Annotated in this window: 16 protein-coding genes and 1 tRNA gene; 9 read left to right on the forward strand and 8 right to left on the reverse strand. The window is 50.9% G+C overall.

Annotated features, from left to right (window positions below; translation table 11 throughout):
• Positions 1–151: 151 nt before the first annotated feature.
• The 3 genes from AZF00_RS17210 to AZF00_RS17220 all read right to left on the reverse strand — a co-directional run bounded on the left by AZF00_RS17210 (position 152) and on the right by AZF00_RS17220 (position 1,830).
• Positions 152–667: a DUF1993 domain-containing protein gene (locus AZF00_RS17210; RefSeq protein WP_008252552.1), complete on the reverse strand. Its 516-nt coding sequence runs from the start codon at positions 665–667 to the stop codon at positions 152–154.
• Positions 668–782: 115 nt separating this feature from the next.
• A complete protein-coding gene (locus tag AZF00_RS17215; RefSeq protein ID WP_008252554.1) occupies positions 783–1,532 on the reverse strand; it encodes a pteridine reductase in 750 nt (249 codons plus the stop codon).
• 43 nt (positions 1,533–1,575) lie between these two features.
• Positions 1,576–1,830: a hypothetical protein gene (locus AZF00_RS17220; RefSeq protein WP_008252556.1), complete on the reverse strand. Its 255-nt coding sequence runs from the start codon at positions 1,828–1,830 to the stop codon at positions 1,576–1,578.
• 227 nt (positions 1,831–2,057) lie between these two features.
• Between AZF00_RS17220 and AZF00_RS17225 the strand changes: the two genes are divergently transcribed.
• Both AZF00_RS17225 and AZF00_RS17230 read left to right on the forward strand, forming a co-directional pair.
• Positions 2,058–3,653: an ABC-F family ATPase gene (locus AZF00_RS17225; RefSeq protein WP_040804026.1), complete on the forward strand. Its 1,596-nt coding sequence runs from the start codon at positions 2,058–2,060 to the stop codon at positions 3,651–3,653.
• Between the two features lie 154 nt (positions 3,654–3,807).
• Positions 3,808–5,856 (forward strand): NADPH-dependent 2,4-dienoyl-CoA reductase, encoded by a 2,049-nt coding sequence (locus AZF00_RS17230; RefSeq protein WP_062384382.1) that lies wholly within the window; start codon positions 3,808–3,810, stop codon positions 5,854–5,856.
• Between the two features lie 145 nt (positions 5,857–6,001).
• Here AZF00_RS17230 and AZF00_RS17235 read toward each other — a convergent pair whose 3' ends face one another.
• Positions 6,002–8,302, reverse strand: a complete 2,301-nt coding sequence (locus tag AZF00_RS17235; RefSeq protein WP_082793688.1) for a TonB-dependent receptor — start codon at positions 8,300–8,302, stop codon at positions 6,002–6,004.
• 45 nt (positions 8,303–8,347) lie between these two features.
• Here AZF00_RS17235 and AZF00_RS17240 point away from each other — a divergent pair, with 45 nt between their 5' ends.
• Complete coding sequence (locus AZF00_RS17240; RefSeq protein WP_062382734.1) at positions 8,348–9,538, forward strand: ISL3 family transposase; 1,191 nt, start codon at positions 8,348–8,350, stop codon at positions 9,536–9,538.
• 432 nt (positions 9,539–9,970) lie between these two features.
• Here the strand turns inward: AZF00_RS17240 and AZF00_RS17245 are convergent.
• Together AZF00_RS17245 and AZF00_RS17250 are read right to left on the reverse strand one after the other, a co-directional pair.
• Positions 9,971–10,047 (reverse strand) — tRNA-Arg (locus tag AZF00_RS17245).
• A 132-nt stretch (positions 10,048–10,179) separates the two neighbouring features.
• A complete protein-coding gene (locus tag AZF00_RS17250) occupies positions 10,180–10,839 on the reverse strand; it encodes an alpha/beta hydrolase (protein WP_008252565.1) in 660 nt (219 codons plus the stop codon).
• Positions 10,840–11,079: 240 nt separating this feature from the next.
• Between AZF00_RS17250 and AZF00_RS17255 the strand changes: the two genes are divergently transcribed.
• From AZF00_RS17255 to AZF00_RS17270, 4 genes are all read left to right on the forward strand, one after another.
• Positions 11,080–11,547, forward strand: a complete 468-nt coding sequence (locus AZF00_RS17255) for a riboflavin biosynthesis intermediates N-glycosidase (protein WP_008252569.1) — start codon at positions 11,080–11,082, stop codon at positions 11,545–11,547.
• A 227-nt stretch (positions 11,548–11,774) separates the two neighbouring features.
• Positions 11,775–14,561 carry a CehA/McbA family metallohydrolase domain-containing protein gene (locus AZF00_RS17260; RefSeq protein ID WP_008252571.1) on the forward strand — a complete coding sequence of 929 codons (2,787 nt, stop codon included), beginning with the start codon at positions 11,775–11,777 and terminating at the stop codon, positions 14,559–14,561.
• 159 nt (positions 14,562–14,720) lie between these two features.
• Positions 14,721–17,093 carry a TonB-dependent receptor gene (locus AZF00_RS17265; protein ID WP_008252574.1) on the forward strand — a complete coding sequence of 791 codons (2,373 nt, stop codon included), beginning with the start codon at positions 14,721–14,723 and terminating at the stop codon, positions 17,091–17,093.
• Positions 17,094–17,342: 249 nt separating this feature from the next.
• Complete coding sequence (locus AZF00_RS17270) at positions 17,343–18,494, forward strand: IS4 family transposase (protein ID WP_062383042.1); 1,152 nt, start codon at positions 17,343–17,345, stop codon at positions 18,492–18,494.
• Here the strand turns inward: AZF00_RS17270 and AZF00_RS17275 are convergent.
• The gene (locus AZF00_RS17275) at positions 18,470–18,868 is read right to left on the reverse strand and encodes a hypothetical protein (protein WP_156474874.1); all 399 of its coding nucleotides are present in this window, start codon (positions 18,866–18,868) and stop codon (positions 18,470–18,472) included. The two genes, AZF00_RS17270 and AZF00_RS17275, sit on opposite strands and share 25 nt — an antisense overlap.
• A gap of 361 nt (positions 18,869–19,229) precedes the next feature.
• Between AZF00_RS17275 and AZF00_RS19715 the strand changes: the two genes are divergently transcribed.
• Together AZF00_RS19715 and AZF00_RS17280 are read left to right on the forward strand one after the other, a co-directional pair.
• A complete protein-coding gene (locus tag AZF00_RS19715; RefSeq protein WP_257722005.1) occupies positions 19,230–19,352 on the forward strand; it encodes a hypothetical protein in 123 nt (40 codons plus the stop codon).
• Between the two features lie 235 nt (positions 19,353–19,587).
• Positions 19,588–21,057 (forward strand): SDR family NAD(P)-dependent oxidoreductase, encoded by a 1,470-nt coding sequence (locus AZF00_RS17280; protein WP_062384393.1) that lies wholly within the window; start codon positions 19,588–19,590, stop codon positions 21,055–21,057.
• Positions 21,058–21,214: 157 nt separating this feature from the next.
• Here AZF00_RS17280 and AZF00_RS17285 read toward each other — a convergent pair whose 3' ends face one another.
• A complete protein-coding gene (locus tag AZF00_RS17285) occupies positions 21,215–21,916 on the reverse strand; it encodes an FKBP-type peptidyl-prolyl cis-trans isomerase (RefSeq protein ID WP_008252580.1) in 702 nt (233 codons plus the stop codon).
• Positions 21,917–22,027: the final 111 nt, after the last annotated feature.

Below are 22,027 nucleotides of genomic sequence, written 5' to 3' on the forward strand. Positions count from 1 at the left end.
ATAAAAAAGGCTGTGCGCCTTAAGCTCAGTGACCATACTAGGGAAACAGTGAGATTAGCTCCAATCAATCGTTATTATAGAATAGATAGGTTTTAGCTATACTTGATTTGCAGGTGAGCAGCGTACACGCCACCCACCTTATGAAAAGCTATTACAAATCTTGGAAGGGGATTGCACCAAGGTAGTCCATTTTGCCCAGCTCTACGCCGTGATGGCGAAGAATCGCGTAGGCCGTACTGACGTGAAAATAGAAATTGGGTATCGCAAAACGTTGGGCAAAATCCTTACCAAGCAAGTACTTGCCCTCAAACCACGGCAATACCACCTTGCGCTCTTCGGCCCCGTCAAAGTCGGCTTCGCTAAACCCCGCCAAGTAGTCCTGAACCGATTTAATTCGCGCTTGAAGCTCAGCCATGGTGGTTTCAAAATCTTCATGCTTAGGGGCGCTATCGGCCTTGCCGGTTAGGCGCGCCACGCTCAGCTTGGCGGCGTCGCAGCTAATTTGCACTTGGCGGATTAAATTAAATTGATCCAGCGCCAAACGCGAGGTCAGCAAGGCGTCGACATCAATTTTTTTGCTCTCAGCAAATGCGGCGCCTTTATCTAAAATTACGCTTAAATTAGACAACATAGTACTGAACTGCACGACAGTTAGATCGTAAAGCATGGACACACCTCGTTAGTATAATTAGCCAGCAACCTAGATATGGAGACTGGGTTTACAGATTCAATTGGATTCTGCACCTATTTTGGTTTAACCCACTCTTGTACCCGCTATTGGCCTAAATTGCTAGGCTGCGACCACCGTCGACGGCAATGATCTGGCCGGTGATATAGGGGGCATCCGCCGCCAAAAACACCGCTGTTTTGGCGATGTCGCCAGCCTCCCCTTCGCGCTTAAGCGGCACTCGTTCTTCTAATGCTTGTTTTTCTTGCTCCCAATAGGCTGAGGCGTGATTGGGCCACAATATATTGCCGGGCGAAATGCCATTCACGCGAATAGCGGGCGCTAACTCCAGCGCCAAAGACTGGGTCATCATCGCCACCCCCGCCTTGGCCATGCAATAAATACTGTGACTGGGCAGGGGGTTTTTGGCGTAAATATCGACCAGATTAATAATGCAGCCAGCGCTATTCCGTAGTGCTGGCGCCAAGGCTTGTGACAGAAAAAACGGGCCTTTGATATTACTGCCCATTAGCGCATCCCAGTCCGCCTCGGTCGCCTCGTCTATGGGCGTGGGGTAAAAGCCCGAGGCGTTGTTCACTAGCACGTCAACACGCTGCCAAACCCCAAGGGCATTTTTAGCCAGCGCCTGCACCTCGGCGAAGGACGTCATGTCGGCGGCCATTGCCGTCGCCGAGTCTGCGCGCAGATCGTTTAAGGCATCGCGCAGCTGCTCGGCCGCTGCGCTAGAGTGGCGGTAATGAATAATAACGCGATAGCCGCGACTGTGAAGCTGGCGGCAAATTTCGGCGCCAATTCGCTGGGCGCCACCGGTCACGAGGGCAACAGGCTGAAAGGTTGTCGCCATTACCCTATGCCTCCCAATCGCATTCGCTTAGCGAAAACTGCAATCACACTACACCGCCATCAACAGGGCCAATCAGGCAGTCTATGCCCTCTTCTTTAATCGTAGCTTCTATCTCAAATAGCGCGTCGGCATCTGATTCAAAAGCGTCTTCCCAGATTGTGGAGTTATTAAACTGGTCGAAGACCTCGAGAACCCAGCTGCCATCACCGTCTTGATAAATATCAACTCGCACGGATTTACCGTCTTTTTCAATGGTTCTGCACAGGGGAGACTTTTTAATTTCGCTATTTTCAGACATGCTTACGCTTCTCAATCGGGTGTACGCCATTTTTTACACAACATACCTGAATTCCAAGACATTCTGAAATATTCAGTAAATTTTCCACAAAGGCTCGGATTAATCGCCTAGGGCGCGCCTGACCAGCACTGTCGTCCTCGACCTTTTGGCCCGAAACCCTTACAATACGGCCCCCTTCTTTTCACGCTCCATCACAAATTACGTTTAACGCGTCCGGGAATAGCCTCTTGATCTCTACAGCAAATATCACCATGCAATTTGGTGCCAAGCCATTATTCGAAAACATCTCGGTTAAATTTGGCGGCGGCAATCGCTACGGCCTTATTGGCGCGAATGGCTGCGGCAAATCCACGTTCATGAAGATTCTCGACGGCAGCCTGAAGCCCAGCTCCGGCAACGTGTCTATCGACCCCAATGAGCGCGTCGGTAAATTGCACCAGGATCAGTTTGCCTTTGAGCAGTATTCGGTCATCGATACCGTCATCATGGGCCACACCGAGCTGTGGGAAATCAAGCAAGAGCGCGACCGCATTTACTCGCTGCCCGAGATGTCCGAAGAAGACGGCATGAAGGTAGCCGAGCTGGAAACTCAGTTCATGGAAATGGACGGCTATAGCGCCGAGAGCCGCGCTGGCGAATTCTTACTGGGCGCCGGTATTGAGCTTGGCCTGCACTTTGGCCCTATGAGCGAAGTCGCCCCGGGCTGGAAGCTGCGAGTATTGCTGGCTCAGGCGCTGTTCTCTGATCCAGATATACTGCTGCTGGACGAGCCTACCAACAACCTCGACATCAACACCATTCGCTGGTTGGAAGATGTACTCAACCAACGCAAAAGCACCATGGTAATTATTTCTCACGACCGTCACTTTTTAAACGCGGTGTGCACCCACATGGCCGACATCGACTACGGCGAGCTGCGGGTTTACCCCGGCAACTATGACGACTTCATGACGGCAGCCACCGCCGCGCGTGAGCGCCTGCAGTCTCAGAACGCCAAGAAGTCTGCGCAAATCGCCGACCTGCAGCAGTTTGTTAGCCGCTTCTCGGCCAACGCCTCTAAAGCCAAGCAGGCCACCTCGCGGGCCAAGCAGATCGACAAAATTCAGCTCGACGAGATCAAAGCCTCTAGCCGAACCTCGCCGTATATTCGCTTTAAGCAAGACAAGAAGCTGCACCGCGCGGCACTGACTCTTGAGAACATCGGTCACGGTTTTGATGAGCCGCTGTTCGCTAAAGGCAGCATGATCTTAGACGCCGGTACTCGCCTCGCGGTTATTGGTGAAAACGGCGCGGGTAAAACCACCTTTTTACGCTGCCTAATGAAAGAACTAGAAGCTCAAGAAGGCGTGGTTAAATGGGCCGAAAACGCCAGCCTCGGCTACTGCCCGCAGGACAGCACCGATGACTTCGACAATGATCTCAATCTGTTTGACTGGATGAGCCGGTGGCGCAAGCCCCACCACGACGACCAGATTGTGCGCGCCACCCTGGGTCGTCTGCTGTTCTCTTCAGACGACTTCAATAAAAAGGCGCGGGTATGTTCCGGTGGTGAGAAAAACCGCCTGCTGTTTGGCAAACTCATGATGATGGACACCAATGTCTTGATCATGGATGAGCCCACCAACCACTTGGACATGGAAGCCATCGAAGCCCTTAACTTGGCGCTGGAGCACTACGACGGCACCTTGATCTTCGCCAGCCACGACCGTGAGTTTGTATCGTCCCTCGCGACTCGCGTGCTTGAAATCAAGGACCAAGGCTTTAACGACTTCCAAGGCACTTACGACGAGTTCCTGGCCCACGAATTAAGCAAAGCCAGCTGACCTCCTGTGACTAAGAAGTGTCTACGCGCTTCTTAGTCACCCGCCAGATCCCCTCCCCCACAGCCCCGCTCCTCATAGTCACAATTTGCTCAAATATTGACACCGTCAACTTATCTCGTTATCTTGACACCGTCTAGATAGCGAGAGCCGAGCCATGAAAACTGAAAACCAACACTATCCGCAGCTGTTTACCCCCTTAGATTTGGGTTTCACCAGCCTCAAAAATCGCGTTGTAATGGGGTCTATGCACACCGGCCTAGAAGACCGTTTTTGGCAGTTTCCGAAAATGGCCGCCTATTTTGCCGAGCGCGCAAAAGGTGGGGTTGGTCTGATGATCACTGGCGGCTACAGCCCCAATCGCAGCGGTTGGCTGTATCCCGGCGCCAGTACCTTTAACTCGCGTTTAGATATTCATAACCACCGCAAAGTCACCAAGGCGGTACACGCCGAAGGCGGCAAAATTTGCCTGCAAATTCTGCACGCCGGTCGCTACTCCTATCACCCGCTGTCGAAAACTGCCTCAACCAGCCAAGCGCCCATCAATCCCTTTAAAGCTCGCGCTTTAAGCACTCGCGGCGTGGCCAGCACCGTCAAAGATTTTGCCCACACGGCATGGTTGGCGCAAAAAGCCGGTTACGACGGCGTTGAAATCATGGGCAGCGAAGGTTATTTAATAAACCAGTTTTTGGCCCCCGCCACCAATAAGCGCACAGACCGCTATGGCGGTAGCCCAGAGAACCGCCGACGTTTCGCGGTAGAAATTGTGGCGGCGGCCCGTAAAAAAGTCGGCCCCAATTTTATTATTATTTTCCGCTTGTCGATGATCGACTTAGTCCCCGACGGCTGCACCCGCGAAGAAGTATTAGACCTCGCTCGCGAGATCGAAGCCGCTGGCGCGACCTTGATTAACACCGGTATAGGCTGGCACGAAGCACGAGTGCCAACCATCGTGACCTCGGTACCCCGCGCCGCATTTAGCGAAGCCACCGCAGCCGTTAAAAAAGTCGTTAACATTCCGGTTATTGCCTCTAACCGCATTAATATGCCAGATATTGCCGAGAATATCTTAGCCAGCGGTCAGGCCGATATGGTCTCGATGGCCAGACCCATGCTCGCCGATTCCGAGTGGGTAAACAAAGCCGCCGACAACCGTAGCGACGAGATCAATACGTGTATTGCCTGCAACCAAGCCTGCCTAGACCACACCTTTCAATTGAAGCGCGCCAGCTGCTTGGTCAACCCCCGTGCCTGCCACGAAACCGAGCTGGTCTTTAAACCCGCCCCTAAAGCCAAGAAAATTGCGGTTATTGGCGCGGGCCCAGCCGGCTTGTCTTGCGCAACAGCGGCGGCAGATTGCGGCCACGAAGTGCATTTATTTGATCAAGCCGACAAAATTGGCGGCCAGTTCAATTTAGCCAAAACCATTCCCGGCAAAGAAGAATTCGGTGAAACGCTACGCTACTTCGGCAAGAAAATTGAACTGTCTGGGGTAAAGCTCAAGCTCAATCACCGCGTAGAAAAAGCAGAGCTACTCAGCGGCGGCTACGACGATGTTGTCGTCGCCACCGGCGTTAGCCCCCGCGCGCTAAATATCCCCGGCATAGATCACCCCAAAGTGGTGTCGTATATCGACGTATTAAAGGGCAATGTCACCATCGGCCAGCGCGTCGCCCTTATTGGCGCCGGTGGTATTGGCTTTGACGTTGCCGAATACCTCGCCCACGATCACACAACTACGCTACCACAAAGCCTCGCCAGCTGGTCGGCCGAGTGGGGTATCGACCAAAACAGCAGTGAGCGTGGCGGACTGGTAGCGGGTAAACCCGAGCCATCACCGCGCCAAATCTATTTGCTCCAGCGTAAGACCACCGCCCTCGGCAAAGATCTAGGCAAAACCTCGGGCTGGGTGCACCGAGCCACGCTTAAGAACAAAGGCGTGGACATGCTTGCGGGCTGCAGCTACGACCGCGTTGACGACCACGGCCTGCATATTAGCCAAGACGGCGAGCAGCGGGTGTTGGACGTCGACCATATTGTTATCTGTGCGGGTCAGGAACCACTGCGCGAATTATACAACCCAGAAGCAGAGAAAGACGCTGACACCACCTTGCGCTACCACCTCATTGGCGGTGCCAATATTGCCTCTGAGCTCGACGCCAAGCGCGCGATCCGCGAAGGCGCGGAGTTAGCGGCGAGCCTTTAAAGCAGTGGTTAAAACTGGCGCGAGTACCATGACTCACGCCAGTTCCTTTGCCTAATTCGTGGTTTGGCGCATCAAAGAATTCGCTAAAAGCCAAACGCAGAAATGCAAAAAGCCGGTACAAGACCGGCTTTTTGCATTTCTGTTATCAAAACCGCATTCGGCCCTCTAAATAATACGAACGCAAGGGCTCAAGGGTGCCTCGAAATCCCCCAACATCCAATACCGTGGGTGAACCAATTCCAATCGTCATTTCATCGCTAAGGTTTTTACCCACCAAGGCCACCGACCACCGGCCATTGGCTTCGCCGACGGCAAGACGCGCATTCACTTTGGTATAGGCTTCTTGAATGCCGCGCGGATCGAGATCCCCCGAGGTAAAATGAGTATCTTTATAAGAGGCATCAGCGGTGAAATCGAGCATAATATCACTGCTCAAAGGATAGCTAAACGTGCCCGACACCGCCGCAGTCCACTTTGGTGTTTGCTGATTTTCCTTGCCGCTCAAATCGCAAATATCCTCCTCGGCGGTAGCCACACATGGCCCTTCACGGTAGTCCAGCCATTCAAAATCGAGATAAGCAAGAGAACCACTCAACATAAACCACTCGCTCAACAGCCAACGGCTATCTAGCTCAATACCTTGGGTCAGGGCACTGCCGGCATTAGACACCACAAAGCCCGCAACGCCATCAAACACACTGACTTGCATGTCTTCGTACTTAACGTGGTAAATCGCTAGGTTCAGTTCGGCCGCGCCATCGGCCAGCGTCATTTTGGCGCCCAACTCATAGGCCGTCGCCAGCTCGTCTTCAAACTCAAAATTACTGCCGCCGCCGCCAGGCCCATAACTAGCATTGTTATTGCGCGCGTCGAAGCTACCTGATTTGGCGCCTTGAGTGGCAGTAAGATATGTCATCACATCTGGCGTAGCATCCCACTGCACGTTAACCGATGGCAAGGTGACGCCCACGTCGCGAACGCGATCCAATTGATGCGCTTCAATATTCAGCGCCCCGAGAATCGCGCCGGTCACCGGGTCGACATCATTCTTGGTGCCAGACTGATAAAGGAATAACTCTCGGAACCCTTCCTTCTCCTCGCGCACATAGCGAACACCCAAGGTAGTGCGTAAGGTTTCACTTAAGTTAAAGGTCAACTGCACAAAACCCGACCAAGCATCGCTGTTCATATAAAAATCTTTCTCAAGATCAGCAGTCACATTGGTTTGCATATTAATCAAACAGCCGACAGGATCTCGACCGGCGTCAGCGAGCGCGCCGTTACGGATAGTCAGCGGTGTCGACTCATCAAAGACCATCTCGCCGCGCTGATAAAATACGCCAAAGATGTAATCCATAAATTCGCCGCCTGGAGACGTAAAGCGGAACTCCTGACTAAGCTGGTCATATTCTTCTATACCCAGTAACGGCACCGTATTAAAGCTGCTGGAATCACCATCAAACAAATCTTCTGAATCAAATCCGGTAGCCGCCGTCACCGAACTAAAGGTACCGCCAGCTACATCAACATCCACATTCAACGTGGCATTGTAATTGTCGATTTCCGCGTACTCGTCGGAGTCTGCATTTTTGATACCGTCGAGCTTTACATTTTCGCCGCTACAGCCTGTAAGCGCGCTAGCATGCGTAGTTTCAAACTGTCGGCCGCGCTGCACCCGATTGGTCTTCTCTAGCTTTAAGGTAGACGCAATAGTGTCAGTTGGGTCCCAGCCTAAGGTAACTCGCCCCGAAAACTCCTCCACCGCCGGCTCATTGCGGTCTCGCGCGGGGTTTTCATTAAACATATACCCCTCTTCATCGCGACTGCGAAAGGCGGCACGCACCCCAAAAGTGTCCGACAGCGGAATCGACACCATGGCATTAAACTCCTGAGTATCGTCAGGGCCGCCAGTCATACCGCTAAAATGAGACTCGACCTCGTCGCCCGGCTTGGCAGAAATCAGACTCAAGGCCCCAGCAATGGCATTTTTGCCAAACAAAATAGACTGTGGCCCGCGCAATACCTCAACACGCTCAAGATCCATAAACGCGCCGCGTGTTTGGTGCGGACGCCCAAGATGGACACCGTCAGAAAAGATGCCTACCGACAATTCAAAGCCCTGATTAGAGCCCGAACCAACACCCCGCATATACACATTGGGCAATAGCCCCCCCTCAACCATCTTGAAATTGGGCGTGTAATCAGACAGGTCGCTCAGGTTTGATATTCCCGCCTTCTGTAATTTATCACCATCTAGGGCGGTAACCGACACCGGTACATCACCCAGCGACTCAACCCGCTTCTGAGCCGTAACCAGCACCTCTTCTAACTGCAGCTTTTTTCCAGTACTCGCTTCCGTCTGAGCCAGAGCAGGCGTCGTCAAACTCAAAAGTGACCCAAGGGATAACACACTGGGCTCTTCATCATTAACGGGGGACACCGGCATTCATTAAACTGAATTTGCGAAGAAACAGTTTGATGGAGAATACCGATGTCCCACGCAGGAAGAATTATAGGCATACCTGGCCTTGAGATTGAACGGGTAGTCCGCAGGAAAGGGATCGAAGTCTGGGCAAAGCCTGTGCACAGGCCGCCTTGTAAGCATTGTCAGGGCAATGGCCTGAGGATTAAAGCCACGCATCTCAGGACGGTGAAGCACACTCGTCAGGGGAATCAAGTGATGACCTTGCACCTTCGAGTACCCAAGTACCATTGCCAGGAGTGTAAGCGCTATTTTCGTCACGCCTTTACCGGTATTCGTCCGCGTTTTCGCGCTTCAGAAGCCTATCGACTGGAAGTGTTCGAAGCCCACGATGGCGGTGTAACGCAGCGCAAGTTGTCTCGAACCCATCAAATCAGCCCAGCGACGGTAGAGCGTTGGTATCAGCACCATATTAAGCAAAAGCGTTCCGAGGGGGATCGCCGATATTGCCCTCGCGTATTAGGGATAGATGAGCATTTCTTTACCCGTAAAAAGGGTTATGCGACCACGCTTACCGACCTCAAGAATCACAAAGTGTTTGATGTCCAACTAGGACGATCAGAATTGAGTTTGCGCCGCTATTTAAAGGCCCTTGAGGGACGAGAGCGCGTTCAGGTTGTGGTGATGGATCTCTCGGAAACGTACCGCAGCATTGCCCGCCGCTACTTTCCCAATGCCGCGATCGTGGCTGACCGATTCCATGTGGTCAGGCTTATTAACCAGCACTTTTTAAGTGTCTGGAAGCAGCATGATCCTGAGGGCAGAAAGAACCGCGGTTTGATCAGTTTAATGCGTCGCCATCAATGGAATTTGCGGGATGAGCAGCACGCCAACCTTATGCAGTATTTGGCTGAGTACCCAGTGCTGCAAGCACTGTATGTGGCCAAGCAACGATTAATCCGATTTGTGTTGCTCAAGACCCTGACGCGCAAGAAAGCCAGCATCAAGTTGCCGGTATTCATGAAATTGCTTGATGAGCTAGCTGAGAGCCCGCTACGAGCGCTAGCTAACACATTGCGCTCCTGGTTGAAGCCCATTGTGGCCATGTGGCGATTTAGTAAAAGTAACGGAATAACTGAGGGCTTCCACAACAAAATGGAAATGATGACACGACGAGCGTATGGTTTTAGAAACTTTGAAAATTACAGGATGAGAGTGCTGGCCCACTGCGGGTGGGACGGAGTGATTAACAGGGTTTGATGAGTGCTATCCCCCGATAATGGGGTAGAGCCACACACTGACAAGCGTTCTTTGCATTGTTTAGCCTCGCTGTTATTCATTATTGGTATGCGAATGGGGAAAACAATTCGAGTATTGCACTACGCCACTAATTTGTCGAATTGTGTATTAATGACCTAGAATTCAAGGTGTAGCGACAGAAGCTGGGAGTTACACAGAGAAACGATGAATTAAAACGGGAAAGCCGACACTGCCAGCCGCGTTGAGCTCACTTGGCGCGAGTGCTGAAAAAGGATTAATCAATAGAGGTTTAGGGCTGTATTGACCCCTTTGGGGCTGCGTCGCTTCACTCCTTGTTTAAATTGCGCCGCGGGCACAATGTATCGAACCTAGAGAGGCTCCGATCAAACGCACCAAAACCAAAAAGCCGGCACAAGGCCGACTTTTTGGTTTTGGTGCGCCCGAGAGGATTCGAACCTCTGACCTCTGCCTCCGGAGGGCAGCGCTCTATCCAGCTGAGCTACGGGCGCGAAATGGGTACTTCACGAAGCGCGACACTATAACAGAGAGGGTTTCCCGCCTCAATCAGCCTCGCCTATTTACTTATCAATATTGGCCGAAATCCGATTAGTAATCAAAACTAACCCCTTTCATCCATCCCTTTAAGCCAGCTTTAGCCACTCTTTGAGGCTGTTACCGATATCGACTATTTCCTCGCCACAGACTTCGTGCTGCATAGGGTAGCTACGGTATTTCGGTTTAAAGCCCATGCTTTGCAATATTTGATTAGCGGTATGCCCCATCGACTCCTGCACCATGGGGTCTTGGCTGCCGTGAAATATATGGATTGGTAGCGCTTTATTCGCTTCCGAGAGTTTCACTTCTTTGGCTGTGGCGAAATACGTCGACATGGTCATTAAACCCGCCAGGGGTTTGGGGTATGAAAGTGCCGCGTGATACACCACTGCGCCGCCCTGACTAAAGCCCGCCAGTACGATGCGCTCGCTCGCTATACCGGCATCTAATTCGCGCTGTATTAATTCGCCCACCGCGGCAGCCGATGACTCTATCTGCACTAGGTCTATTTCGCGCTCTATCGACATAGCCAGTATGTCGTACCACGCGGGCATCACCATGCCACCGTTTATGGTGACGGGTATCTCTGGTGCGTGGGGGAACACAAAACGAACACCGTGATTGCTAGGCAAGCCTAGGTGAGGCACTACAGGCACAAAATCGTGGCCGCTGGCGCCCAGCCCATGTAGCCAAATTACGCTCGCATCGTGCGCGCCTTTCGGTTCTATTACTTCACATTTGAGCACGGTCTCACTCCATAGCATTGATAAGTTTGAGTTAGAATATCACGGTCAGCCTTCTCAAGCCTCTCCCCACCAGATTCCGGGCGGGTACGACACCACGAAAGTGCTGTGCTGAATTAGACATGGATCTGATTTCCCTCGGCATTATCAAGCGCCACTATAGAGACTAGTAAAACAAGCACTCGTCCCTGCCCGAAACCTATATACTAATTCCTCTTACGCTGCTGAATTTGGATAAAGCCGATGCTGTTTAACGAAAAAGAGAAGACGCTATTCACTCTCACACGTGATGATCCGAGCAACCCTTTAGCTTCTTACGCAAAAAGAGGATTTGAGCTGGACGGCTATGAGTGGCCCTCGGTAGAGCACTACTATCAGGCGATGAAATTTGACGACGCCGAGTACCGCGAGCAGATTCGTCTAGCCGCCCACCCAGCGGATGCCGCTAAACTTGGTAAAAGCCGTCGACACCAAAAGCGCAAAGACTGGAAGAAAAACAGCGTAACCTATATGACCCGCGCCACGTATATTAAAGCCCGCAGCCATACTGATGTTGCTCAGATGCTATTGGATTCCGGCGACATGGAAATTAAGGACCTGAGTCAGTATGACTACTTCTGGGGCAGCGGGCGCGACCTGCGCGGTGAGAACGCCTTTGGGAAGATGCTGATGGGTGTTCGGAAAAAACTGAGGGAAGAGCTGGTAAAATAATTCGTATATAGTGTTAGAGCGCCAAACAGTATTAAGCCGACACATTACTTACCAAGCCGCGAATCACTGACGTATCGGTTGAATCACCTTCGTTTAAGTAATTATTCAAAATAAAAATAACAAATAGCTGGTTAATGAACACATGGAAAAATTCGCAAAGTCCCGCGTCATTTTACCGTCATGTAATCTGCGTAAACTCGCCGCCTGTATTTTCGTCGGGGTGTACCATGCATAAATTACAATCAATTGCGCTACTATCATGCTTTCTGCTTTGCGCGTGCGGAGGCGGTACATCCAAGACGGCCCCTAAGAGTAATGCTGACATTTCGGCGCCTCCGAGCCCTCCCAACAATAGCGTAATCATTTCCGGCGAAGATCACATCGCCCCCGCACTTGAACACCGGCTCTACGCCAGCACCGAATCAACAGAGCAATCTTCTGGAAAATGGACTTGGTCAGTAGATGAGGGTGAGTCGCTGCTGCAAAACCTGCAGGTGGATGGCCATGTTTTGCGCTTTACACCACTGGCAACCGACGCAACACATCGACTCCGCTTTTCCGTAATATATACAAAAGACGAAGACCGCTTAAGTGCCAGCAAATCACTATTCTTGCATCCCGCCGATGACGAGACGATGGCTCCTCTAGTATCCGCAGGCGACCCATTCACAGCCGATGAAGCCAGCGCGATCACACTTCAGGGCCGAGCCCGAGCCCAAGGGGGCCGAAGTATTCGACGACTCCAGTGGCAGCAAATTTCCGGGCCACAGGCGCAAATTATTGGCGCAAATGATCAAGATCAACTTTCATTACTGTTACCCCAAGTACGAGTCGCTGACGAGATGCAGTTCCGCCTCACGGCCAGCGATAGCGGGGGCTTTCACAGTGAAGCTAGAACAGTGGTTTTCATCCGCAACAGCCTGGCCAATCAGCTTCCCGAAGTAAATGCCGGTCCTGCGAAGCAAGCAATGGGCAGAGAACGTGTTCATCTCACTGGTGAGGCTATTGATCCTGATGGCGATATCATCGATGTGCAGTGGCGTGTACTTGCCCCATTTGAGCACATAGCGATTGAAAACGCCGACCAGTTTCAAGCGAGCTTTATTGCGCCTAATGTCGCAGAAGCCACTGAGCTAACACTGCGATTGCGAGCAAGTGATGATGAGAACGGATATAGCGAAGCCGATACCGTTATCACAATACTGCCTGGCGCTAATACGGCCCCGACAATTACGGTATTTTCAGTAGATCCCGGCGTCGCTTATAATGATGAAATCGTCCACTTGTACGCCGACGCCAACGATGCCGATGGCGATGATTTGCGCTTCTCATGGCAGATCCTTCATGACGGGGCGAGCGCCGCGATCGCGCTGCGCAACGAGCATACCCCCAAGGCTAGCTTTACTGTTCCGCAACTCGATAATGCCTACAACGCAGAGGTAGTGCTCGACGTCAGCGACGGTCGCGCCATCAGCCGCCAAACCTACAATGTTCAATTACTTCCCCGTCAACAATCCCAGCCTGATTCCGTGTCCTGCCTAATCGCGCCATTGCAACAGGGTTGTCCGCTATACCCCGTCGCGGCACTTTTGGATGCTCAAGATTTTACATCCTGTCGTAACCCCTTAGACGAGAGCTGTTTACTTGGCGATCTGATTGGTCCCGCACTGCGACAGTGTTTAAATGAAAACGACCCAAGTGATTGCCGTGACGGACTTCAGCAACTTTATGACCCAAGTTACGTTCTGGAACAACTGGGCACCGAACATCCGGCAGACGCCTGCACTCCAGCCTATGATAAACAAAGTTTTGAGCACTATATCGGCGCCTTGCATGAACATACCGGTTACTCAGACGGCGTGCCCATGACCAAGCCTGCTGACGTATTTCGTGAAGTGCGCAACAAAGGCTATGACTTTGCCGCGGCATCCGATCATTCAGACACGCTGCAAGTACCTCTTTCTTTGGGTCTAGATCGCGCGGAGTGCCCACCGGAGAAATTTCTATATTGCGTATTTCTTGTTGATGAAATACGCCCTCAGGACGCACTCGCAAAATGGGCGGCTACATTAAGCCAAACCACCACCGCAAGTACCCCTGAATTTACAGCCATTCGTGGCTTTGAATGGACATCTGACCGCTTTGGCCATGCCAATGTGTTTTTTTCGCGAAACTTTATCAACGCGAAAACAGGGATGGGCTATGCCGTGAGTATGCTTGATTTCTGGCAGTGGTTCTCTTACCCCGCAGCCTTTGGCGGCGGCAACGACGGCCTGTTAAGTTTTAACCACCCTGGCCGTGAAGACGCGATAGAAAGTGTCTTTGAATCTTTGGGCGGCGACCCCGCCTACACCTTTAACGACTTTCGCTACGTCCCGGCCGCTGACTACCGCGCAATAGGATTGGAGGTTTTCGGCAAGGGCAGCGAATACGATAGCGACGGCCCCAATGGCAGCTGGCTAGCTCACGCCTTAGACAAAGGCTGGCATCTCGCCCCCATCAGTTCAGAAGATCACCACGGCTTAGCTTGGGGAGACAAAAGCCTGCCTAAAACCGTACTGATATCCCGTTCACGCAGCCTCGACGATTTGCGGGAAGCGATGCTCGCACGACGCGCCTATGCCCTCGCCCAAAATTACGACGATGTGAGGGCCAGGTTCTATATTGACAATAAACCTATGGGATCGCGTTTGCGTCGCAGTAGCGGGACGGCCATGCCAATTCACGCAGAGGTTTTACGCGCAGGGCAAACCATGACAACCGCGCTCATCCAACTGGTTGGCCCAGGCAATAAAGTATTCGCAGAATCAAAGGGTGGAATATTGCAGACCGAGGTCACCGCCCCCGACACCAAAACCTACTTGTTTTTACGCATTATGGATACCGCTGCACAAAACCGACCAATCGTTTTCACCGCACCGATATGGATCATGCCGGGAGAAGATGCGCTGCCCCCTTGCCTGCCACCTGAAATATGGCGCGGTGATAGCGTATTTTATCCCACTGTGCCCTAGCCCCATATCCAGCGACAAACAGTCAAAACAAAGAAAGCCCGCCCCGAGCGAATTTTGTCGCCTGCGGACAATAATGGCGGGGCAAGCTAATCACTTAGCTAGCACGCCACACTATCGTTAACTGCTATATCCCCCACAATAAAATACATAGGGAATTTAATGAGCAAGCACGAGAGAATGTCGCGCTCTATACAGGCCCGCAGCACCCTATTTGGTGTACTCATTTCGGTGCTAGGCGTATCGGCGTGGGCAGCCAGCCCGCGAGTGATCGAAGAAGTGATTGTGACGGCCAACAAAAAGGCCGAAAGCGCACAGGACGTGCCCTTATCGATATCGGTTATTAGCGCTGATTTCATTCAGGAGTCGGGCATTGCCGACGTCAGCGAAATTACCCGCTACATCCCCAATGTCACCTTTGATGCGTCATTGGCCCTTTACACCACCATCACCATACGCGGCTTTGGCACACCGCCATTGGGCGTTGGTTTTGAACCGTCAATTGGTTTAGTCATAGACGACGTACCCTATGGGCGATCGACCTTCGCCCAAGATGCGGTGTTTGATATTGATCGCCTCGAAGTATTACGCGGCCCGCAAGGTACCTTATTCGGGAAAAACACCTTAGGTGGCGTGCTCAACTTCCACACCATGGACCCAAGCGCAGAACCTGAAGGCTTTATTAAGCTCGGGCGTGGCGAAAATATCGAAAGCAGTACCGCAGAGGCCGCCCTGTCCGGCCCCTTAGTAGGCGATAGCTTACTCGCCCGCATCGCAATGCGTGTCAGCGCCGCCGACACCTTGGAATTTAACAGCACACGAAATGAGCAACAGACCCAAGACGATAAGGCGCTGCGCTTAAAATTAGCATGGCTCATTAGCGATTCACTCTCGGCTAACTTTACCGGCCTCTACGCGGAGTCACTGACCAAGGGCTACACCCAATCGTTAACCAAGGCTAGCGAACGGAGCCTGCGAGTATTTCGCGAATACGACCCAAATGTTGAAGCGGACGCCTACGACCAAAATACCTCCACTGACTCACCGACTCGCTCAGATCGCGAAGTTCATGCGGCATCACTCAGCCTCATCTGGCGACCAGATAGTTTATTTGGCATTCAGACTCCGGAACTCACCACCATTGCAGCCTGGTCTGAAGTGATTATTCCCTACTCTTTAGACGTTGATTACTCCCCAGTAAACTTAGTTGCCTTTAATGAGCCACCAGATGGAAACCCTTACTCATCTAGCTCACTGGAGGTGAGACTCGCAGGTGAGATAGCGCCGCCATTTGGCTTAGGCGAAAGCCTCGACATGGTCGTTGGGGTATTTGCCCAGCATTCGACCAATAGTGTTTTTCAAGAAATTGATGTCGACCTAAACGGCCTTATCGCCTTTGGCCGCGCAGGGGCCATAGTGCAAAACATCCAGTTCCCCCTTGATCCAATATTGATCGGCCTACCGGTCGATACCAGCGGCCTCATTATTGGTGGTTTAGAAAGGGAGCGCTATATTTCTGGAACAGATGCCGAAACCGACTCTTTTGCGCTATTTTCGCAATTTAACTGGTCGTTCACGGAACGCTTAACAGCTACCTTTGGTTTGCGTTACGGCGCAGACGAATCCAGTGGCGCGTCTTTTTCCCAAGTTGCTGACGGCAACAGCATTTCCGGCGGCTCGCTCAATCAGCGCAATTTTGACGCGCCGAACCTCAAGCGCAAAGAAACCAATGTTTCGCCCAAGTTCGCTTTAAACTACGCCGTATTGCCCGATGTGAATGTCTATATGAACGCGGCTAAAGGCTTTAAGGCCGGTGGCTTCGACCCCGCCCCGCTCAACGACGATCATTTAGAATACGACGGCGAGGAAACACTCACCTATGAAGCGGGTATAAAATCTCGCCTGCTGGGTGGATCACTCACGCTCAATATGGCGGTATTTGATAGTGATGTTAAAAACCTTCAAATCCGCACCTTCTCTGGCGTTACCCTCACGACCTTTAATGCCCCAGAGTCGGCCAGTCGCGGCGCCGAAATGGACTTTTTCTGGCTGCCGCCCATCGACGGTTTAAGCTTAGCGGGGAGCCTCGCCTATTTAGACGCCAACTATGTCTACTTTCCAGAAGGCCCACCGCTGTTCACACCTGAACAAGATCAAACCCAAGACCTCAGCGGCAGGCCCTTACCCTATGCGCCACGCTGGTCGGGCTCATTATCACCCCGCTGGGAAATACCCTTGTTTGGTAGTGACCACCTACTCGGCAGTATTCGCATGAATATTTCGTACACTGGCGAACGCTACCAAGACTCAGATATTGACCCCAACACCTTGCAGGATGAAATTACACGTATTGATGCTGGTCTGGGATTGCGCTCAGAACGCGACCAATGGTCTGTTAATTTTCAAGCGCGCAATTTGAGCCGAGAGCAGGACTCTGTTTTAATTCTTGATCAACCCTTAATTCCGGGTAATTACACCAAAGCCCCATTGCCCGACCAAACGATCTATCAAATGGATGTTCGATTTAGTTTTTAACAGGCATTAACAATCGGGCAAGCAATTTCGCATTGCCCAATTTAAAAAAATAAAAAACGTTACTTATTAGGCGATTTTCCGCATCAGTAATTACCTACACTACCGGCAGTGATTTCGATCACTGCAATATTTTTCTTATTTTTTTAATCATTGCTGTCCCATAAATCTGACATAAAAAGGGCTTGAATCCCAACAAGTTGTTACAATGGATGTGCGACCAAACACTGTAAAAACAGGGAGATTCAAGCCTTGGCACATCATAACACGGTATTTTCTCAATTGTTAAAACTCGTATCGAGACATGAATTTGAGAATCTCGCCAAACAGCATCACGAGGGTCAAAAACTGCGCAAAATGTCGCGCTGGTCTCAGTTCGTCGCGCTGAGTTTGGCGCAATTTTCTGGCCGATCCAGCTTACGCGATATCGTCAGCAATCTGTCTGCCCAAGCGGCCAGGCTTTACCACCTCGGTACCGGTAATGTGTCGAGAAGCACTCTTTCCCGCGTGAATGAAAGTCAGCCCTATACGCTTTACGAAGCGCTGTTTCATAAACTGCTTTCTCGCTGCCAAGGCGTCGCGCCCAAACATGGATTTCGCTTTGGGAACAAACTGTATTCTCTCGATTCCACAACTATTGACCTGTGTCTTTCCGTGTTCCCTTGGGCAAAATTCCGTCGTGCCAAAGGAGCAGTAAAAGTGCATATTGGCCTAGATCATGACGGACTACTTCCCAGCTTTGTCAGCATTAGCGATGGCAAAAAGCACGATGTCACTGTCGGTCGCGTCCTTGAATTCCCTGCTGATAGCATTGTGGTAATGGATCGTGCCTATACCGATTACACATGGTTTAAGGCCCTGAATGACAAAGGAATATTTTTCGTTACTCGACAAAAACGTAATGCCACGTACCGTATTATCGAACGCCGCGAGGTCATTAAATCCAAAGGCCTGACATGTGATCAGACCATACTGATCACCGGGGCAAAGGCAAAGACTTGCCCAATTCCTTTGCGCCGGATCGGCTTCCGTGATGCTGAAACCGGCAAGCACTATGTGTTTCTGACCAACAACTTCCATCTTGCCGCCAAGACCATTGCTGATATCTACAAATCCCGCTGGAAAATTGAATTGTTCTTCAAATGCATCAAGCAAAACCTGAAAATCAAATCCTTTGTCGGCACGTCCAAGAACGCGGTCATGACCCAGATTTGGATTGCTATGTGCGCCTATCTACTGCTGGCTTGGATTAAGTTCAGTAGCCAAATTGATCGCAGCCTGCAGCAAATGATTCGCCTTTTGCAGCTCAATTTATTTGAGCGCAGAGAGTTGCTGCCTTTGCTAAGAGGTGATCCACCGGAGCCAATCGACAACAACATTCATCCGCAACTATGCTTGATGTGAATATTTATGGGACAGCAATGTTTTTTAATAATAATATCACTCCAATCAACAGTCTCCGTTCGACGCTTATTTTCTAGTATAAAAATTACCTCAACCGTCGCACTCACCTCTTCGACCTTCGCAATAATAATCTCCACATTATCACCAGCACTTTCTGCAGATGTACTGATTGCAATAATTTTTCCTTGGTCGCGATCTTGCGTTTTTAATTCAAGTTGCAATTCGTTTACCGCGCCAATCGCTGCCCCCCAAACTTTTTCGTAGCTATAATTAAAAAAGGCAATTTTTCCTTCTCCAGGAGCATTATCAAAGTATGTCGAGCTACCACAGCCGAGAATAAAAATGGAGGATATGATGATTAAAAATAATTTCATTATTATTTCCTTATTAACGTAATCTCCTTGCGCCATTATATTGGTCTCATCGCGTTGAGCAATCGCCAAGCGGAATAACACCACTCGTAATACCCTCGAGAGAATAGCGTTTTACATTAAAGGTAGTGTCTTATTTTCCAGAGGTCTCTATTGTGATTCGGTAATTTTACCGCCTTAAACGGTACAGGTAGAACTGAAGGCATATTCCAAATTTACAAGCTGCGGCTTGCCCTTATAGCTAACCACTATGTCTCGAGCGAAAATCTATTAATGCCAGAGAATTACTACCAAAATATTTTCTGGCGATGCACCTCCAGCTTATCAATACTATACTCACAGCACTTCAACAGGAGAGAAGGCGATGATTAATAGCAAGGATGACGCTATGACCCCCAGTAACAATAACGATCTGTTCAGCACTCACATTGCACTATTACTGGGCGCAATGTTCGTCTTAATGCTCTTTATACCGGAAATTCGCTAAGCCGGAATAACCGCGCCCGACCGTCTGAGCTATTCGCTGTATTAGCAACGCAACAGCCACTATTTAGAGGCCAACACCCGGCAGTGCGTGTTGGTATCAGTCTATTATCTCTATAAGTAAATTCCTCTCTAAGCCGACTATTTATTGATCGGAGTCTTTTCATTACCCGTACAAGGAGTACATTGAAATCAACTCCGCGTCTTGAAAGGCAGCGAAGTACACAGGATATTTCGCCATGCTACATACGCTAGATGAACGCATTACCGTAAAGCGCAAGCTCGCCGATTGCTTCGCCTACTTGCGCGATTTTTCTACCATTGAGCAATGGGACCCGAGCGTATTCAGTGCCCATAAACTCACCGCTGGCCCGATAGCTATTGGCTGTCAGTACCAGCTTGAGCTAAAAATGCCCGGCGGCCAACAGATCGCAATGCGCTACACTCAGCTCGCCATTAAAGAACAAAAATTACTCGTATTAGAAGGGCGCGGAGCCAATTTTACGGCCCTAGACACCCTACACTTTAAGGCCATTACCGCTGACACCACCGAAATTCATTATCGAGCAGAGTTAAATTTTCAGGGTTTATCGTCGCCAGCTTATTCCTTGCTTAAACCTATTCTTAATCGCATTGGCAAAAACGCCGCGCGGGGCTTAAAACAGGCACTTGAAATTCCCGACACCCCAAAACAGAGATTGAAAGACCGCATCAGCGACCACCTCCTTTTACCCGCCGCCCTGAATTTTGGCCGTCGTGGCTACTTACGACAAGCGCGAAAATCCCACGCAAATCGACTCGACGGCAAAGTCATTGCCATTACCGGCCCTACCGCCGGACTGGGGCTTAGTGCCGCGAGTGAACTCTCCCGTCTTGGCGCCACGCTTATTTTAATCGGCCGTGACAACTCGCGCCTAATTCAATCAGCCAAGCAAATAATGGATTTTAGTGGTTGCAGAAAGAATCAACTTAGCCGTTATGAAACCGATTTCTCCGACCTCAATGACACAGCCAATATTGGCCGCCAAATCAGCGCAGAACACCCCTGTATTGACGTATTGATAAATAATGCGGGGGCACTATTTAATGAACGGGAAGTGAGCAATGAAGGCTTTGAACGCAGTATCGCAGTAAACTTTCTAGCCCCCATACTGCTCACAAAAGTACTCAGTCCCAGCCTGCACAAAGACAGCCGCGTAATTAATGTGGTGTCTGGGGGGCTTTATACTCAAGGACTTGCCCTCGAGGATATGCAGTTTTGCAAGCCACCTTACAATGGCAGCAAAGCCTATGCCCGCGCCAAACGCGCGCTCCTCACCATGAGCGAGCACACGGAAACTGCTGCTATTGTTCACAATATGCATCCTGGCTGGGCAGCAACACCCGGCCTCGCAAAATCGCTGCCGGCATTTAACAAAGCCCTAAGCCCACTGCTCCGAGACAGCCGAATGGGAGCAGACACCATGGTATGGCTAGCCTCAGCGCCAGAGTTAGCCAACTATCGACAGACCAAGCTATGGTTTGACCGCCATGTCCATACCGATGCGGTGTTACCAGGTACTCGCAGTACAAAGAGCGATATCGAAAAACTTCGGCAATGGAGCAATGACGCCTTATTCAAGTACCTTAAACCAAAAGAGCATGGGCAATTTCCTACACAAGAGAGTGCAGATTTCCAGTTTCTAAGTAGGGTGAAGGGAGTAAACTAATTTTCGTCAAGGATGACATTGGTGCATACAGGGATGTGCGGCACCACTCGCCGACTCATTGGGTCGGCACTTATTCTTTCAGCGAGCATCGTACATTGAGCTATACGCTGACGAAAAAAAGCCCCGACTCGCGGGGCTTTTTCATTCTAGCAGCAGCTTACTCAGCGCCAGCAATCGAAATCAACTCTACATCAAACACCAACGCCGCATTCGGGCCGATCATTTGGCCTGCACCACCGGCGCCATAAGCGAGTGATGGCGGAATAAACAACTTCCACTTGGAGCCTACTGGCATCAGTTGCAGGGCTTCAGTCCAACCCGGAATAACACCACCCACTGGGAAACTCACGGTTTCGCCGCGCTGATAGGAGCTATCAAACACAGTGCCATCGAGCAGAGTGCCGTGGTAGTGGACTTCAACGGTGTCGTCTGCGGTTGGCTTAGCGCCGTTACCTTCAACCAAAACCTGATATTGCAGGCCGCTTTCAGTCGTCGTTACACCGTCAACACTGCCGTTTTTAGCGAAAAAGGCATCTGCTTCTGCCTGGTTTTTACCGCCCGCAGCCTGAGCCTCTTCCTGACGCTCGGCCAACTGTTTCTGTTGGTAAGCCTGCAGGGTACTCATAATCTCTTCTTCAGTCATTTGCATTTCGCCACCAGCGAGGGCATCGCGAACCCCGGCACTAAAGGCGTCAACATCCAAAGGCAGATCCTCACCGAAACGAGCGCCAATGTTCGCGCCAATACCGTAACTTACTTTGCCAATTTCGCTACCTAAATCAGCTTTTGATGACTTATCACCGCCGCAAGCCGTCAGCAGACCACTCATTACCACCGCACATACCAGTGTTTTATTCATGTAACTACCTTAATTTTATGGGTAAAAAAAACCGTCGTGGATTCGACATGGAGTATCAGACCATAGTCTGCCACAAGCGTTCCAACAGACACAGTGGCAAGACCAATAAAT

Source organism: Zhongshania aliphaticivorans (assembly GCF_001586255.1).
Lineage (GTDB): Bacteria > Pseudomonadota > Gammaproteobacteria > Pseudomonadales > Spongiibacteraceae > Spongiibacter > Spongiibacter aliphaticivorans.